The sequence below is a fragment of the Paenibacillus sp. CR_12 genome, assembly GCF_041953985.1.
GTDB lineage: Bacteria > Bacillota > Bacilli > Paenibacillales > Paenibacillaceae > Paenibacillus_AQ > Paenibacillus_AQ lautus_A.
In genome coordinates this window covers 250,240-267,226 of the sequence record NZ_JAVFHO010000005.1, presented here as the reverse complement: position 1 = coordinate 267,226, position 16,987 = coordinate 250,240, and the positions used below count along the sequence as shown (strand labels likewise).

Annotated in this window: 12 protein-coding genes; all 12 read left to right on the top strand. The window is 53.0% G+C overall.

Annotated features, from left to right (window positions below; translation table 11 throughout):
- Positions 1 to 5: 5 nt before the first annotated feature.
- Positions 6 to 1,562, top strand: coding sequence for a response regulator (locus RB297_RS20010; protein ID WP_375121237.1), 1,557 nt, complete (start codon positions 6 to 8; stop codon positions 1,560 to 1,562).
- Positions 1,563 to 1,736: 174 nt separating this feature from the next.
- The gene (locus tag RB297_RS20005; RefSeq protein ID WP_096774745.1) at positions 1,737 to 2,984 is read left to right on the top strand and encodes an ABC transporter substrate-binding protein; all 1,248 of its coding nucleotides are present in this window, start codon (positions 1,737 to 1,739) and stop codon (positions 2,982 to 2,984) included.
- A gap of 120 nt (positions 2,985 to 3,104) precedes the next feature.
- Positions 3,105 to 4,049 (top strand): carbohydrate ABC transporter permease, encoded by a 945-nt coding sequence (locus RB297_RS20000; protein ID WP_036664730.1) that lies wholly within the window; start codon positions 3,105 to 3,107, stop codon positions 4,047 to 4,049.
- A gap of 5 nt (positions 4,050 to 4,054) precedes the next feature.
- Positions 4,055 to 4,879 (top strand): carbohydrate ABC transporter permease, encoded by an 825-nt coding sequence (locus tag RB297_RS19995; protein ID WP_009593690.1) that lies wholly within the window; start codon positions 4,055 to 4,057, stop codon positions 4,877 to 4,879.
- A 26-nt stretch (positions 4,880 to 4,905) separates the two neighbouring features.
- Positions 4,906 to 7,035, top strand: coding sequence for a glycoside hydrolase family 3 N-terminal domain-containing protein (locus RB297_RS19990; RefSeq protein ID WP_375121236.1), 2,130 nt, complete (start codon positions 4,906 to 4,908; stop codon positions 7,033 to 7,035).
- A 14-nt stretch (positions 7,036 to 7,049) separates the two neighbouring features.
- Positions 7,050 to 9,122, top strand: coding sequence for an amylo-alpha-1,6-glucosidase (locus RB297_RS19985; protein WP_375121235.1), 2,073 nt, complete (start codon positions 7,050 to 7,052; stop codon positions 9,120 to 9,122).
- 148 nt (positions 9,123 to 9,270) lie between these two features.
- On the top strand, positions 9,271 to 9,741 hold the full coding sequence (locus RB297_RS19980; protein WP_096774742.1) for a DinB family protein: 471 nt from the start codon (positions 9,271 to 9,273) through the stop codon (positions 9,739 to 9,741).
- Positions 9,742 to 9,978: 237 nt separating this feature from the next.
- The gene (locus RB297_RS19975) at positions 9,979 to 12,297 is read left to right on the top strand and encodes a serine hydrolase (RefSeq protein ID WP_096774741.1); all 2,319 of its coding nucleotides are present in this window, start codon (positions 9,979 to 9,981) and stop codon (positions 12,295 to 12,297) included.
- A 679-nt stretch (positions 12,298 to 12,976) separates the two neighbouring features.
- A complete protein-coding gene (locus RB297_RS19970; RefSeq protein ID WP_012818698.1) occupies positions 12,977 to 13,531 on the top strand; it encodes a glycerol-3-phosphate responsive antiterminator in 555 nt (184 codons plus the stop codon).
- A gap of 298 nt (positions 13,532 to 13,829) precedes the next feature.
- Positions 13,830 to 15,167, top strand: coding sequence for an ABC transporter substrate-binding protein (locus RB297_RS19965; protein WP_096774740.1), 1,338 nt, complete (start codon positions 13,830 to 13,832; stop codon positions 15,165 to 15,167).
- Positions 15,167 to 16,123 carry a carbohydrate ABC transporter permease gene (locus RB297_RS19960; RefSeq protein WP_375121234.1) on the top strand — a complete coding sequence of 319 codons (957 nt, stop codon included), beginning with the start codon at positions 15,167 to 15,169 and terminating at the stop codon, positions 16,121 to 16,123. Before RB297_RS19965 ends, RB297_RS19960 begins: the two co-directional genes overlap by 1 nt.
- Positions 16,113 to 16,973 (top strand): carbohydrate ABC transporter permease, encoded by an 861-nt coding sequence (locus tag RB297_RS19955; RefSeq protein ID WP_009593684.1) that lies wholly within the window; start codon positions 16,113 to 16,115, stop codon positions 16,971 to 16,973. The genes RB297_RS19960 and RB297_RS19955 overlap by 11 nt, the downstream gene beginning before the upstream one ends.
- Positions 16,974 to 16,987: the final 14 nt, after the last annotated feature.

Sequence of the window (16,987 nt, the reverse complement as noted above, 5' to 3'; positions counted from 1 at the left end):
AGAAAGTGCGAATACTTATAGTAGATGACGAGCCGCTCGTTCGGATCGGGATCAAATCGGCGATTGACTGGGAAGCTCAGGGCGTGGACATTGTCGGTGAAGCGGGCGACGGCGAAGAAGCGCTGCGTCTGATAACGGAAACGGTGCCGGACGTGGTTCTGCTGGATATCAAAATGCCGAAGATGGACGGGCTCGAGGTGCTCCGGACGATTAAGGACCGGCAGATCCCGGTTCAAACGGTCGTGTTGAGCAGCTTCGATGATATTGCCTACGTGAAGGAAGCGTTGAAGCTGGGGGCTTTTGATTATTTCCACAAACCCGACATGAATGAACGCGAGCTGACTGCGATGCTGAAGAGCGTCCGGGAGCAGTTTGGGAGCCGGGGGATTCCGGCTCAAGTCGGGCCGGCTACGGCGGGCAACCGGAAGGAGCAGATATTATTTGACGCTCTCCGAGGCCATGTTCATGATCTGCATGAAACAGAGCTCAAAGAGGGCAATATGTACGTCGTCCTTTTCAGAATCAAAGATTATCACACGGTTATCAAAAGGTACGCCAAGGATACCGAGTCGATCCTGCCGAATACGGTGCAGAACGTCGTCAGCGAGATTCTGTCCACGGAGAAGGAAGTCGATTATCTTCAGCTGGATGAACAGTGCAGTGCCGTATTCATCAGCAACAGCGAGCTGAAAAGCCTGCTGGCCTCGTTGACGCGCGTCAATAAAATGGTGCAAATGATCAGTTCGGCGCTCAAGCGGTTTGTCAATATCGACATCGTGCTGGGCATTAGCGACTGGTTTGCCGATTTCGACGGCATTCGGACGGGCTACGAGCAGGCGGGCAAAGCGCTGTCCCATCAATTCTACCACCCGGATACGTCGATCTTTTATTACCAGCATCTGAAACAGAAGGGTGAGCACGTCTATAGACAGGCCGATGCCTATTTAAGCCAGATGAAGTCTGCCCTCAGGGAGGAGGCGAACGAGCGCTTCCTGGAGCTGCTGTCCCAGTGGGAGAGGTTTCTGGCGCAAGAAGAATGCATGGAAGAGAAGGATGTCCGCAAGGTATACGAAGGTCTGCTGTTTATGATCGGAGAGGGCACGGGCGTACCGGGCGGGGGAGACGTTCAAGAAGAAACATCGGCCTTTGAAGAGATCCATGAGTTCGGGCAGCTGTCGGCCGCATACCGTGCCTTGTTTGAGGAGCGGCTCAAGAATCGCAGCCATCTGGAGCTGAGAGGTTACAGCCAGCTCACGCGCAATATTATGGAATATACGGAGGAGCACTACCCGGAGAGCCTTTCCTTGAAATTGTTCGGGGATTTGTTCCACGTCAGTCCGAATTATGTCAGCCGATTGTTTAAGCAAGAGGTCGGTCAGGGCCTGTTCGATTATATTAACGAGCTTCGGATCGAGAAGGCCAAGGTGCTCCTCAAGGACTATCGCTACAAAATTTATGACGTTGCCGAGATGGTGGGATTCAATAATCAGGCCCATTTCGCCATTGTATTCCAGAAATACACAGGCTTTTCTCCTAAACAATATAGGAAAGATGAAGTGTGATATTAGAGAAGAAAGTGTGATTTTTCATAAAAACGCTCGTGCAGTGCAATCTATTTATAAAAAAAATAGTCAATTTTAAAAAATTAATCATCATTTGATTAATTTTTTTTGTTGTACCGGCTCTTTATCATGAAGATGTAAGGTAAAACGAAAAGAAACGTGGGGGGTAGCATCATGGGTAAATGGAACAAGAAGTTTTCGGCCATGCTGGTTTTGTGCCTGGCTCTTGTTGTGGGTTTAACCGCTTGCGGCGGCAGTAAAAGCGCTGACAATACAGATAATGGAGCCGGAGACGCTGCTGAAAAAGTAACGGTGAATTTCGGATTCTGGGGTACGGCGCAGGATTTGGAGATTTATCAGAAAGCGGCTGACACCATCTCCGAGCAGTATCCGGAGATCGAACTAAAAATTAAACAATATCCGAGCAGCGAGCAATTCTGGAACACGCTTCCGGGTGAAATTGCTGCCGGGGTAGCGCCTGACTTCATCAAGATGTCCAATGAAGGTGCTTACGAGTACATCAATAAAGGGCTGTTCTCGCCGATCGACGATCTGGTTCAAACCACGGGTGTGGATATGAGCCGTTTCCCGGATACATCGAAGAAGATTTGGAACGTGGACGGCAAGCAGTACGGCGTGCCGAACAGCGATATGCCGGCGATGTTCTTCATCAATGAGCAAATGTGGAAGGATGCCGGCCTCGGCGAGTACCCAACCACATGGGATGAAGTTATCGATGCGGCCAAAGTGCTGAATAAAGGCGATGTGAAGGGCATTATCGTGAACCTGGATGCCTTCCATATCACGAACTACGTGAAGAGTTTCGGCGGCGGCTGGGGCAATGGTGCGACCATCAACTCCCCAGAGAACGTCAAAGCGCTGGAAATGATCATCGACATGTATGACCAAGGACTGGCGGTTACGCCGAAATCGCTCGGCTTCGGCTGGGACGGCGAAGTATTCAGCAATGAGCAAGGCGCTATGAGTACAGGCGGTTACTGGTACAAAGGGTACCTGAAGGATGCGAATCCGGACCTGAAAATGGTTGCCATTCCGGTTCCGAAAGGAACGACGAACGGAAGCACCATGAGCTCTGACGCTTACATGGTATTGAAAGACGCGAAGAACAAAGAAGCTGCGCTGAAGGCTGCTTATTACATGACCAACGACGATACGCAAACCGCATTCATGGAGCTCGGCTTCAATCCGGCCGTATCCTCGCTGTCCGAGCAGTATTTCGAGAAGAACCCTGAATTCAAGGCGCTGCAGCCTGCGCTGGAGTACAGCACGGACTATGGGTATCCAACGGATACCAAGCGCTTTACGGATGAGCTCGTGAAAGAATTGGAAGGCCTGATTCTGGGCGGCTCCGGTAAAACGGCTCAGCAAATTCTCGACGACATTCAAAGCCAGTTCAAATAAGAAAGAGGCAACACCCGCTCCCGCTCCTTGTTCTCAGGGGAGCGGGAGCCTTTGTTCACACCACTTTGTGGGGGTTTCTCATGAACCAACCAATTTAAGTTTGGAAGCGGGGGATAACTTATGTCCGATTACAGCAGCAAGCACGCTGATATGAAAGGGAACAAGATCAGGCAATCCTGGTTCCGTTCGCTGGCAGACTCCGATAAGACGCTGGGCTGGTTGTTTACGCTGCCCTTTTTGATTTTGTGGGCATGGTGGTTTCTGTATCCATTCATCCAGTCTTTCGTAAGAAGTTTTCAGGATGCGAACTTTGCTGCCCTGGACCAGGCCAAATTCATCGGCCTCGAAAACTATGTCACCATTCTGCAAGATAAAGAATTCTTCCGGGCGCTGCTTCACTCCCTGGAAATCGTGGTCATCTCGATTCCGATTCAGACCCTGCTCGGTCTGCTCTTGGCGATCCTGGTGAACCAGAAGCTGAAGGGCAAGGGGATATTCCGGACCGTGTTCTTCATTCCGTATATTACCTCGCAGATCGCGATCACGACCGTGTTCATGATGCTCTTCAAGCAGGGCACCTTCCTGACGAAATTTTTCGGAGCTTTGGGCTTCGGGAACGTGACTTGGTTTGCGGATACCAGCTATGCGCTCTTATTCGTATGTATTCTGTTTATCTTCCAGCAAGCCGGCTTCACCATGATTGTGTACTTGTCGGGCCTGCAGGAAATTCCGAAGGATCTGTATGAAGCGGGCGAGATCGACGGGGCGTCCAAGTGGAACAAATTCCGCTACATTACGGTGCCGTTCCTGAAGCCGATCACGTTCTTCATCGTGTCGGTGTCGACGATCGCCGGTTTCCAGATCTACGACCAAATTGCCGCGATCTCCCGTTATGGCGCGCTCGGCTCGCCGGCCGGCGCTACCAGCACGGTGGTAACGTATTTCTACCAGCACGGGATCCGTTACATGAACATTGGATACGGAAGCGCGGCGGTGGTGCTGTTCTTCATGATCATCATGCTGATTACGTACCTGCAAAAAAAATTCCTGGATGAGAAGGAGTGAGAGTAATGTTGACCCGAACGAATAAAGGTCGGCCGTTTCTGTACATCGGCACGATCATCCTGGGGCTCTTATTCGCCCTTCCTTTTCTCTATACCATCTATACGTCCGTCATCCCGATGCGCCATGTCAATACCCTGACGTCGCCGGCCAACTGGACGTTCGAGAACTTCAAAATCTTCTTCACGAACGATGCATACAACGTGCCGAGATGGTTCATGAACACCGTGATCATGACCGGCGTCGTTGTCATCGGGAACCTGATCATTAACCCGATGGCCGGCTTTGCGCTGGCCAAGCTGAATTTCAAGGGAAAAGGACTGATATACTGGATCGTCGTGGCCACCATGATGGTGCCGTACCATATGATCCTGATCCCGGTATACGTGAACGTGGCGCAGCTCGGATGGCTGAACACGTTCTGGGGATTGACGGTGCCCTTCCTCTATCAAGGCTTGTACATCTTCATGCTCCGCCAGTTCTTCATCTCGGTTCCGAACGAGTTCCTGGAGGCTGCGCGGATGGATGGCTTGACGAAGATGGGCGCTTTCTGGCGGATCGTGTATCCCCTGGCCCGCTCATCGCTGATTACGATGTCGATCCTTGCATTTGCCGGGACCTGGAACAGTTACCTCGTTCCGAGCACGCTGGCGAATACGCCGGAAATGTATGTGCTGGTGGTCGGCCTGAACAGCGTGAAGGATATGTTCTTCGAGAATACGCCGATGATCATGGCAGGGGTCGTGCTGTCCACGCTGCCGATCATCCTGTTCTTCTTCCTGTTCCAGCGCCAATATATCGAGGGGATTTCGAACGCAGGCGTTAAAGGCTGATATAGAAGCATCGGGAGGGATTAGACATGGATAACGTGGAACAGCGTGCAAAGGAGCTTCTCGCGCAGATGACCTTGGCCGAGAAGATCGGTCAAACGGTGCAGTACGGCCGGTGCGAGGAGCGGGAGCTGAAGCTGGTTGCCGAAGGCAAGATCGGGTCGCTGTTGAATGTGCATGGTCCGAAAAAAATCAACGAGCTCCAGCGGCTGGCCGTGGAGGAAACGCGGCTGGGGATTCCTCTTCTCATCGGGGATGACGTCATTCACGGTTTTCGCACCATCTTTCCGATTCCGCTCGGCGAAGCCGCCAGCTGGGATCTCGAAGGGATGGAGAAGAACGCCCGCATTGCGGCAGAAGAGGCGGCAGCGGAAGGCATCCGCTGGACTTTTGCCCCGATGGTGGACGTGACGCGCGACCCCCGGTGGGGCCGCATCGCGGAGAGTACGGGGGAGGATGCCTATCTGTCCTCCCTGGCTGCTGCCGCGAAGGTAAGAGGATTTCAAAGTCCGAACGGGGACGGCAACCCGACCGTAGCGGCATGCGTGAAGCATTTTGCCGGTTATGGCTGGATTGAAGGCGGCCGGGACTATGATACGACGGACATGTCGGAGCGGACGCTGCGGGAAACCGTGCTGCCGCCGTTCGAGCACGGGATTCGGGCGGGCGCTCTGTCGGTGATGAGTGCTTTCAGCGAACTCAATGGGGTTCCCGCTTCCGGAAGCCGCTATCTGCTGCGGGATATATTGAAGCGGGAGTGGGGCTTTGACGGCATGGTGGTCAGCGACTGGGAGTCGATCGAAGAGCTGATCTACCATGGCTATGCGGAGGACCGGAAGGATTCCGCGCGGAAGGGACTGAACGCCGGCGTCGACATGGACATGCATTCCGGCGTCTATCTCGATCATCTGGAGGCGCTGGTCCAGGATAACCCCGAGCTGCTTCAGCTGTTGGATGATGCGGTGCTTCGCATTTTGAGGGTGAAATTCCGCCTCGGATTGTTCGAGAACCCGTATGTAAGCGATGAAGACGAAGAAGCCGGAGATCTGCTGAAAGGGCGGGCCATTCCAGCGGCACACCTGGCCCAGGCCAGGGACAGCGCCCGGAAATCGATCGTGCTCCTGCAGAATCGCGTCGGGATGTTGCCGCTGGATATCGGCAAGCACAAGAAGCTGGCCCTGATCGGGCCGCTGGCCGATGATCGCCATAATTCAATGGGCTGCTGGGCTTGGAAAGGCCGGGATGAGGACGTTGTCACGGTGCGGGATGCTTTTCAATCGGAAATCGCACCGAAGGCCGAGGTGTTCTACGAGCAGGGCAGCGGCATACTGGAGGAGCTGGACGGCGGAGTCGAGCGTGCCGTTCAGCTTGCCAAGCAGTGCGATGTCGCCGTGGTCGTTGTCGGCGAATCCGAAGCGATGACCGGCGAGCACTACAATGTGACGTCCATTACGCTTCCACCCTGCCAGGAACGTCTGATACGGGAGCTGAAGCGGCAGACCGGCACGCCGGTCATTGCCGTGCTGATGAACGGACGGCCGCTTGCCACTCCATGGCTGCATGAGCACGCCGATGCCGTGGTGGAAGCTTGGCATTTGGGAACCGCCACAGGCCTAGCGCTTGTAGACGTGCTGACGGGCAAGTACAATCCGAGCGGTCGCCTGCCGGTTACCGTTCCGCGCGCGACGGGCCAAATTCCGATGTATTACAACCGGAAGAATACCGGGCGGCCCCATCTGTACGAAGATTATATCGATTGCGACGATTCTCCGCTGTATCCGTTCGGGTACGGCCTCAGCTATACAACGTTCGAATATACGGATCTGCAGCTGGATCGGCATCAGATCGGCCGGGACGAATCCGTCCGTGTATCCGTGAGCATCACGAATACGGGATCCAGAGCCGGCGAGGAAACCGCGCAGCTCTACATCCGCGACTTGGTGGCAAGCTCGACCCGGCCGGTCAAAGAGCTGAAGGGATTTTCCAAGGTGCGGCTGCAGCCTGGTGAAAGCCGTGAGGTGCATTTTACGCTGGGACGTGAAGAATTGGGACTGCTGGATGAAAGGCTTGAATTTACGGTAGAGCCCGGAAAGTTCCATGTCTGGGTCGGACCGCATTCGGAGGAAGGACTGCAGGCTGAGCTTGAGGTTGTTGAATAAAGGGGGATTTATGCATGGACTACCGCGTAATTAAAGAAGGAGACGTGTTTTTTCTGACCGGGCTTAACGGAGATATCGTCCAGGGGGACGATCAGGGCCATGGTTTGTATACGAAGGATACGCGTTTTCTGAGCCGCATGGAGCTGTTCATCGATGGCGAGAAGCCTTCGCTTCTGTCCTCCACGGGGGATAAAAGCTATGTGGCCTCCTTCCGCCTGATGAAGGATGCCAAGGATGAAGGGGCGATTGAAGTGCTTCGGGAACGCTTCATCTATGATGGCGTCCTGTATGAGCGCTGTACGCTGACCAATTACTTTGTGACCGATTCGAATATCGAGTTCGGGGTTTCCTTCGATGCGGATTTTCAGGATATGTTCCTGGTCCGTAAATACCGTACGGGCGAAGTCGGCAAAATGGAAGGGATTCGGACAGGCGATCAAGAGTTGACGCTGGCCTACGTCGGCGCCGACAAGCTGAGAAGGCAGACGCGCATTGCCTGGGATGCGGACGGCGGCAATGCGGATGATACCGGCACGGTTTCGTTCTCCTTGTCCCTGAAAGCCAAAGAGCAGAAGGTGATTACGTTCTTTGTCACGCCGATGACGGAGCAGCAACCCGCAGCAGAGACGCTGACTTATGAAGAGGGGCTGAAGAAACTCGAAGCCTCGTACGAAGCTTGGTACGGAAACAGTTCGCAGCTCCAGTCGGATTCCGCGCTGTTCAGCGGCTTGTACCAGAGAGGATTGCAGGATCTGCGCATGCTGACGACGGATGTAGGCTTCGGCGATACAACGGTAGCCGGATTGCCATGGTTCGCAGTTCCGTTCGGCAGAGACAGCTTGATCACGGCGCTGTTCATGCTTCCGGCGAACCCGCAGCTTGCCAAAGGAACCTTGAGAACGCTGGCGGCTTATCAAGGCGAGAAGACGGACCCTTGGCGGGATGAGCAGCCGGGCAAAATCATGCATGAGATCCGCTATGGAGAGCTGGTCACGACGAACCAGTCCCCGTTCTCGCCGTACTACGGCACCATCGATTCCACGCCGCTGTTCCTGGCGCTGATCGGCGAGTATTACCGCTGGACGGGCGATCTCTCCTTAGCGGAGGAGCTCAAGCCGAACGTGCTGCGGGCACTGGATTATATCGATGCCGCGCTCGAAGCGGGCTCCGGCTTCATGGCCTACAAGCAGGAAGCCGAGAAAGGCTTCCCGAACCAGGGCTGGAAGGATTCCGCCAACTCGATCATCCATGAGAACGGCGAGTATGCGGAATCGCCGATCGCGCTGTCGGAGGTTCAGGGTTACGTGTATCAAGCGAAGCAATCGCTGGTACCCGTCTTCGCGGAGCTGGGCGAGCCTGAACTGGCCCGCAAGCTGGAAACGGAAGCCGAGGAGCTTCGCGTCCGTTTTGAAGCGGCCTTCTGGATGGAGGATGAGCAGTGTTACGCCATTGCGCTGGATAAGGATCAACGCCAGGTACGCAGCGTAACCTCGAATCCCGGGCATCTGCTCATGAGCGGATTGCCGGAAGAGAGCCGCTCGAAGGCGCAAGCCGAGCGGATGCTTAGAAGCGACATGTTCAATGGATACGGCATCCGCACGATGAGTACTGGCTCCACCGGCTACTATCCGGTGAGCTATCACAATGGGAGTGTATGGCCGCATGACAATGCCATGATCCTGCTGGGTCTCGGCAAGCAAGGATTCAAAGCTGAGGCAGGCAAGGTGATTTCCGGTCTGCTCCAGGCATCCGTGCATTTTGAATACCAGCGTTTGCCTGAGCTGTTCTGCGGTCATGATGCGAAGCTGGGCCATCCCGTTCCTTACCCGACAACCTGTTCGCCGCAGGCTTGGGCGGCGGGAACCTCGATCGTCTTCCTGCAGGCGATGCTCGGATTGTATCCGAACGCGGCTAAGAAGGAAATCGCGTTGTCCCCGTTCCTTCCGGAAGGGATGAACGAACTGAAGGCCGAACGGATTGCGATCGGAAGCGGGCACCTGTCGGTAAGCGTTGTGCGTAAGGCTGACAGCAGCGCGTTTCATGTGGAAGTGCTTGAGAATACAACCGGATTTGACCTGGTTAGCTGATCTTATACAAGATTTGCTTTTGAACAACCTGTCTCTTAGTGCTTAAGGGTCAGGTTGTTTTCTTGTTGAAATACTAGGAACGTATGTTCTATAATAATGAGGTAATATTGAACAGATTACTGTATACATACCGGATTGGAGAGAACCTATGAATTCCTATTGTACATATGCCCTACATCAGATCGAGGTGGCTGTCGTCTCGGTTGTCGCGATCATCGATAAGCTGGATGAACGGGATTTGCTCGTCAAGCCGACGGAAGGCAAACATTCGGTCGGAGAGCTGCTCAAGCATATCGCCGTCATCTGCCGGGCCGATTTTCATATATCCGGAGGAGCCACCCAAGAGGAGATGAGCGCCTATTACGCAGGCGTGTCGTTAAATAACCTGAAGGACATACAGGCGGAGTTATTGAGCAACTATTCATATCTGGAGCAGGCGTTCCGAGAAATGACGGAAGAGGAGCTTCATCAGGAGATGACCTCTTATTGGGGCGTCACCTATTCGAGGTACGAATGGCTGCTCGAAATCGTGGCGCACCTGTATCACCACAGGGGGCAGCTGCACGCGATGCTGGTTCACTGTAACGGGAAGGACCCGAAGGTTCCTTTGTTCGAATAGCTAGTGCTCTCTATATTCATCGACCCGAATTCCGCTTCCGGAATTCGGGTTTTTATATTTCTATAATGAAACTAGACATTTATGTTACTATAACTGACATAATACGGCTATAATCATAATATTTTTGTTGAATACATTTAATTTATGTAAATATACCCTACATTGGACTATAATTATAGTCGATTAAAGAGTTATTATGTAATTATATATTACACAAAATTATGAGGAGTGATTAGCATGTCCAGATTAACCGGAGTCCTTTTCAAGAGCACGCTTGCATTTATCTTATTCACGACGACTTGGTTTATCTCCTTGGGGCAAGTCCCCAAGGCTTGGGCAGCCGGAACGCAAAACGGCAGCCTGGACCGGTTGGAATCCGTTCTTCGGCCTATTGTAAAAGCCGCAGCAGAAGATGGCATCGAGCTGTCTGTCGGCATTCAAGATCTTAGCGGTACATACGGCGGCGGGAAGATCCAGGTGGGATCATCGGATGTATACTATGCTGCCAGCACGATCAAGATCGCCATCGTAACAGCGCTGATGCAGGACATCGAAGCAGGGAAGTATGCGCTGGAGCAGACTATTCAGGTTCAACCGGAACAGGTTGTAGGCGGAGCCGGTTCGCTCAAGGACGGAAAATTCCCTCTGGATATCACAATCGAGTCTTTAGCGCGACTGATGATTACGCAATCCGACAATACGGCAACCAATGCCCTGATTGATCTCCTCGGGTTCGAGCGCATTAACGCTTTCATTGAGGAACAGGGATTTGAAACCATGCAGTTAGGTCGGAAAATGATGACGCCCGCAAAATCCCCTGCTGCTGATAATTATGTGGATGGGGAGGAGCTCCTGACGCTCCTTGAGAGAATCTATGCCGGCGAGATCTTAACCGCCAAATCGCGGGATCAGATCCTGGCCTGGATGAAGGCGCAGGAAGTGAAGACCAAATTCGGCGCGGCGCTGCCGGGTAAACCGATTGCTCACAAAACCGGGGAACTGGGCGATGTCAGCCATGACATCGGATATTTCCTCGTCCCCGGACGCGAAGCTGCCGTCACCGTATTAACGAAGGTCACTAAGCCTGAGGATGCGGGCAAAGCCCAGGAACTGGGCAACCCGGTCGTACAGCGTGCGGCCAAGGCAGTGTATAACTTCTTGATGGACACCCCGGCCCCGGCTGAAGCCGTATCGGCGGATACGTGGCCGGCCCTGTTGTTAGCCGTAAATCCCATTATTCGAGAAGCTGAGGACAAGGGGATCAGGGTTTCCGTAGGCTTGAAGGATCTAAGCGGCAAACCCGGCGACCGGGAGCTGCTTCTGGGATCCCGCCAATCCTATATGCCTGCCAGCACCATCAAGATGGCGCTTGTATCGGGCTTGATGAAGGAAGTGGACGCAGGCAAACTGACCCTGGAAGAGACGGTTAAGGTTGAGAAGGAAGATGTCGTAGGCGGAACCGGCTCCTTGCAAAAGGAAACTTTTCCGCAGGATGTCACCATCGAACGTTTGGCCAGGCTGATGATCACCCAATCGGATAATACGGCGACGAACGTGCTGATTGACGTGGTCGGATTGGATGAGGTCCAGAATCTGATGGATGAACTCGGTCTGGATGTCATGCATTTGGGACGGAAAATGTTCGCGGCTGCGCCTACGCCGGAGCAGGACAACTATATCGACGCGGAGGATTTGGTCCATCTGCTTGCCTACATTCATTCAGGTTCATTCTTGTCCGATAACTCCCGTGATCAGATCATCGACTGGATGAAAGCCCAGGAGGTGGACACCAAGTTCGGAGCAGCCCTCCCCGATGCACCGATTGCCCATAAAACCGGGGAGAATGCGAACGTGACCCATGATGCCGGATATTTTCTCGTGCCAGGCCGGGAAATCGCCATTTCGGTACTGACCGAAGTCACGACGACCAGCCGTTTTGACGAAGCCCAGGCTATCGGAAATCCGGTAGTACAGGAAATAGCGAAAGCTGTTTATGAAACGCTGGAATCCGAGATGACGTTCACGGATGTACCGGAGGATTACTGGGCGGCGCCTTTTATTGAAGGTGCGGTTGCGGCTTCCTTGGTGAATGGAAGCTCGGAGACGACCTTCGCGCCCGAGCGTCCGATCAGCCGTGCAGAGGCGGCCTCCATGCTTGCCCGTTCCTTGCAGCTGAAGCCCGGCCTGGCCTCCCCTCCATTCCATGACATTCCCGCCGACCGGTGGTATGCCGCGGATGTGGCGGCGGCTTATGCTTCAGGCATCGTCAGTGGACGGAGCGAAAGTGTCTTTGATCCGTACAGTCCGGTCAGCCGTGCCGAGCTGGCTGCGATGATGACCCGTGCTTACGAGTATGTGCATGGCCCGCTGCCTGGATACGATGATGGGCTCTCCTTTAAGGATGCGAGCGAGATACCGGACTGGTCCAGAGAGTCTATCCTGAAGGCGGTCCAATTGGACTTTGTGAACGGCTACAGCGATGACACCTTCCGTCCGGACAGTATGGCATCAAGGGCAGAAACCCTCAAGATGATCGTGCACTTGCTGAGCAAATGAGTCCCGCTGATCCCTGCGTCCAAACCTCCGCACAGCCCGTGATCTGGAAGCCGCCTCGGTGCCTCGTGCGTAAGCCATCATTACACGCGGCGGGTGGGACAAGCGTCGTTATCTTTTGAAGGTGGCAAGAATATAGGAAAAGAGGTTTAGCCACACGACGTGCGCAGGCCGCCGGCTTATCCATGGCGGCCTGCAGCGCGTTCCGTTTCCTATGAGCAGCCGTGCATTTGAGTCATAGAAACGGGCGATTGAAGCTTCGAGGTCATGGCATTCCTTCCTCCCGAATCCTGCAGATGGTAATCGCAGTACGATCATAAAAACGAGCTTCCTGCCATGATATATATTACATTGAGCTGACATTCTTTTAAATTCGACAAAATAAAACAAATTTCGCTATAGACTCAAGCTAAATAATTCCTCTATGATAGAAACTAAATAGCTCGACAAGTTATTATGAAAGCGCTATCCAAGACTTCGCAGGACGGCATGATCCTGAATCTAGGAGGGAATCCACCAAACCAGGGATATAGCAGAATCTGTTGTTAACCGAATAGAAAGCGTATTCATTATGCAGGAGCCTAGAAGCGGGCCGTTAACACAGATTTTACATATCGTTAATACTCGCATGATCTTATAGCTCTATCATAAGAGGTGTTCATAATAAGGAGGACACGCACTTATGACAGATCAAGGGAGTCGCCGTCTTCCCGTTATTGCTTCGATTACCAAGCTGGAACAGATCGATGCGGCTGTGAACAGCGCGGTGGAACGGGTGAACCTGATGACAGGCGACATCATGAAACTAAGGGATATCGTAAACCGACTGCACTCCTCAGGCAAAAAAGTGTTTGTCCATCTGGAAATGGTAAGCGGCATCGGCCGGGATAATTCGGCAGTGCAGTATTTGGCGGATTCGTACAAGATCGACGGGATCATTACGACGAAGACGAATACGGTATTGGCTTCGCGCCAAGCAGGCATCAGCTCGATACAGCGCGTGTTTGCGATCGATACGACAGCTTTGGGAACCGCAGTGAAGATGATCGGACAAGCACGTCCGGATGAAGTGGAATTGATGCCGGGACTTATGCCTCGCGTCATCCGCGATCTGAAGAAGGAGATTCACTGTCCGCTCATAGTGGGAGGTTTTTTACGAAGCGAAGAAGAAATCGACGAGGCGCTGGCAAATGGCGCAGACCTCGTATCAACGGGAGACACGCGTTTTTGGACGTAACGGTCTCCGTAGAAATGACGGATTAACCACAATTACATATTTGCTAGGGGTGGAGACGATGAGATAACCCGAGTAGCAGCTACTTTAGCTTTTATAGGAGGTGGTGGCTCTTAGGTTGCGCTCTTTTGACGTCTCTATTTTTGTGCGCTTTTTAAGGGATAGGCGGGCTGTTTGGATGGGGATTCACCCGTTCCTATGGGATCCGCATGCCGTTCCAACCGGCATTCGATGAAGTGGATCGACGGTAATTTTGGATGATGAATGATGAATAGATTCGAAAGGGGACAACAGATCATCTATGAAAAAGAAATCATGGTTGTTAATGTTATTGACCATATTTATGGTGATTACCACGGCTTGCGGAGGCGGCGGTGGAAGTGAAAGCGCCGGAGGAGAGGTTTCGCTGGATGACGTGGAAGCCGCTTCGATGGATATGAAGAACGACACGACACCCGTTAAAATCCAATACTGGCATGCCCACGCGGATGCCCAGCTTGAAGGCTTGAACTACATGATTGCCGAATTCCAGAAGAAATACCCTCATATCACGGTTGAGCCGGTGTTCCAAGGCGGTTATCCTGATCTTCACAAAAAATTATCGGCTGCAGTGGCTGCGAATGACGTGCCGGCTGTTACGAATGTCGAGGTTGCGTCCTTGCCAAACTTTGCGGACAGCGGAGTGTTCTCTGATTTGGGTCCATGGATTAAGCGCGATGAAGTGAAGATGGACGATTTCGCCAAAGGGATGCTGAATGCATATGCATTCAATGGCAAGCAATATGGATTCCCTCTGATCGTCAGTACCAGCGTGTTTGTATACAACAAAACGATGCTGGACGAGCTGGGTGTAGAGCCGCCGCAGAAGTGGGATGAGATCGATGACTTTAATGCGAAGGTAACGAAAAAAGAAGGCGACAAAACGACCCGTTATGCCTTCTCCGTTCCAGGCTGGGATACGTGGTACTACGATCCGTGGAACATTAACGGCGGCGGACAAATCCTGACGGAGGACCTGAGTGCTTCCGCTGTCGAGACCGAGGATTCTCTCCGGTACCTCCAGAATTTCTACAAATGGCAAAATGAAGGCAGCATGCATATGGGCTTCGGTAAAGGAGCTTCCGACAATATGCGCCAGATGTTCCTGAACGGCGAAATCGCCATGGTTCAGCATTCATCGGCTTTGCTCAAGATGTACCGCGAGAATGCGGACTTTGAGGTTGGCGTATCCTTTATCCCTGGAGATAAAGTGCGGACCTCCAATATTGGCGGCGCGGGGATCGTCATGATGGACGGCGCCGAGGATCTGGAGAAAGAAGCGGCTTGGAAATTCATCGAGTTCATGACTTCGGCGGAGCATAACATTAAGTGGGCTGAATCCGTAGGATACCTGCCGACAAGAAAATCCGCAATCGAGTCTGAAGAAGGCGATCAATATTTCGAAAGATGGCCGCAGTATAGAGCGGTATACGAGCACTTCGACGAAGTAACGCCGCGTCTGCAGCATCCGGCTTATCCTGAATTCAGCGAAGTCTACAAAGAAGTCATCGGGGAAATGGTATTGAACAAAAAAGATCCTATACCACTTATGCAGGATGCAGCCAAGAAGATCAACGATATTCTGGCTGACTATGAGTGATGCCTATGGAGACCAATAAAGCAATGACCAAGGCGGCGTCCGATCGGGCGACCGCTTCGGTCTCTAAACGGATGCCTCATACGTTGATCGAGAAGTGGAAGGACTTCTCGTTCGCAGTTCCGGCCTTGCTGTTTATGGGCGTGTTCCTGTATTATCCGCTGGGTTATTCCATCTACATCAGCTTCACGAATTGGAACATGACCCGTCCCGTGAAGAAATTCGTGGGCGTCGATAACTATACGCGCTTGCTGTCGAACTCGGATTTCTATCACTCCTTGAAGGTCACGTTCTTGTATACCGTCATGGACGTTGTATTCACGCTTGTCATCGGGCTGCTGCTGGCCTTGCTGCTCAACGTGTCATCGTCAAGGTTGTTCGGTTTCTTGCGCGGCGTCGTTTTTATGCCCTATTACATCTCGATGGTAGTCGCGGCCATGGTATTTACATGGATTTACAATGGACAATACGGGTTACTGAATTCCATTGTTTCCTGGTTCGGCATGGAGCCGGTCGAATGGCTGACCAACCCTTCGACGGCATTGCCGGCGCTGGTTGCCGTTTCGGTCTGGAAGGGCGTCGGGTTTGCGATGATCCTCTTTATTGCAGGCATGCGCGGAATTCCGGCCGAGTATTACGAGGCGGCCTCCATTGATGGGGCCAGCAAGTTCCGGCAGTTCCGCAACATTACGCTGCCGCTCTTGTCGCCGATGACCCTGTTTCTGGTCATCACCAGCTTTATCTCCTCCATGCAGGTATTCCAGTCGATCGACGTCATGACGGGCGGCGGTCCGCTCAAGGCAACGAATGCGATCGTGTACTGGATCTATACGATGGCCTTTGATGAATTCAAAACGGGAAGAGCCTCGGCGCTTGTCATGATTCTGTTCGTCATCATATTGCTGTTAACATTGGTACAATGGGTGGTCAGCAGGAAGAAGGTGCACTATGAAGGATAATTATATGGCTGGATCCGCCAAGAACCGAAAGACCATAATGACGCTCCGCGTAATCGGGGCCGTGATCGTGACCCTCGTCATGTTCTTTCCGGTGTACTGGCTGCTGATCAGCGCGCTCAAGACGCAGTCTGAGATGCGGATGGCCGTTCCTACATTCTGGCCTGAAACCTTTGCCTGGCAGAACTTTGCCGAAGCCTTCCGGGTTATCCCTTACGCGCGGTTCTTCGGCAATACCTTGCTCATGGCGGTCGGAACCATTATTTTGCAGTTGAACGTGGCGCTCATGGCCGCTTATGCATTCGCGAAGGGGAAGTTCTGGGGACGGGACGCGCTGTTTCTGTTGGTGCTTGCCGCGTTGATCGTGCCGGAACAGGTAATTTTCGTTCCCGTGTACGTCATGATGTCCAAGCTCGATTGGTTGAATACCTTCTGGGCGCTCATCGTGCCTCACGGGGCGTCCGCCTATGCGATATTCCTGCTCCGGCAGGCGTTCAAATCGATTAACAACGACGTGCTGGAAGCGGCGCGCGTGGATGGAGCCGGCCGATTCTCCATTCTGTACAAGCTATTGTTCCCGATGGCGATGCCGACGATCGTCACCATGGGCGTGTTGATCTTCATCTCGTCCTGGAACTCGTATTTCTGGCCGCTGATCATGACCAACAACAACGACATGCGCGTGCTTACGGTCGGTATTGCGATGCTGCGGGATTCCATCGCCGGGAATGAAGCGATGTTCTTCAACGTCATTATGGCGTCCAGCGTCATGGCGATCATCCCGATCGTGCTGGTCTTTACGGTGATGCAGAAGCATATCGTGGCCGCGATGGCGAACTCGACGTTTAAATAACCGCATACACCATA

Excerpts from the sequence above, each read along its gene's own strand:
- RB297_RS20005 (WP_096774745.1), top strand. The coding sequence starts at position 1,737 with ATGGGTAAATGGAACAAGAAGTTTTCGGCCATGCTGGTTTTGTGCCTG.
- RB297_RS20000 (WP_036664730.1), top strand. The coding sequence starts at position 3,105 with ATGTCCGATTACAGCAGCAAGCACGCTGATATGAAAGGGAACAAGATC.
- RB297_RS19995 (WP_009593690.1), top strand. The coding sequence starts at position 4,055 with ATGTTGACCCGAACGAATAAAGGTCGGCCGTTTCTGTACATCGGCACG.
- RB297_RS19990 (WP_375121236.1), top strand. The coding sequence starts at position 4,906 with ATGGATAACGTGGAACAGCGTGCAAAGGAGCTTCTCGCGCAGATGACC.
- RB297_RS19985 (WP_375121235.1), top strand. The coding sequence starts at position 7,050 with ATGGACTACCGCGTAATTAAAGAAGGAGACGTGTTTTTTCTGACCGGG.
- RB297_RS19980 (WP_096774742.1), top strand. The coding sequence starts at position 9,271 with ATGAATTCCTATTGTACATATGCCCTACATCAGATCGAGGTGGCTGTC.
- RB297_RS19975 (WP_096774741.1), top strand. The coding sequence starts at position 9,979 with ATGTCCAGATTAACCGGAGTCCTTTTCAAGAGCACGCTTGCATTTATC.
- RB297_RS19970 (WP_012818698.1), top strand. The coding sequence starts at position 12,977 with ATGACAGATCAAGGGAGTCGCCGTCTTCCCGTTATTGCTTCGATTACC.
- RB297_RS19965 (WP_096774740.1), top strand. The coding sequence starts at position 13,830 with ATGAAAAAGAAATCATGGTTGTTAATGTTATTGACCATATTTATGGTG.
- RB297_RS19960 (WP_375121234.1), top strand. The coding sequence starts at position 15,167 with ATGCCTATGGAGACCAATAAAGCAATGACCAAGGCGGCGTCCGATCGG.
- RB297_RS19955 (WP_009593684.1), top strand. The coding sequence starts at position 16,113 with ATGAAGGATAATTATATGGCTGGATCCGCCAAGAACCGAAAGACCATA.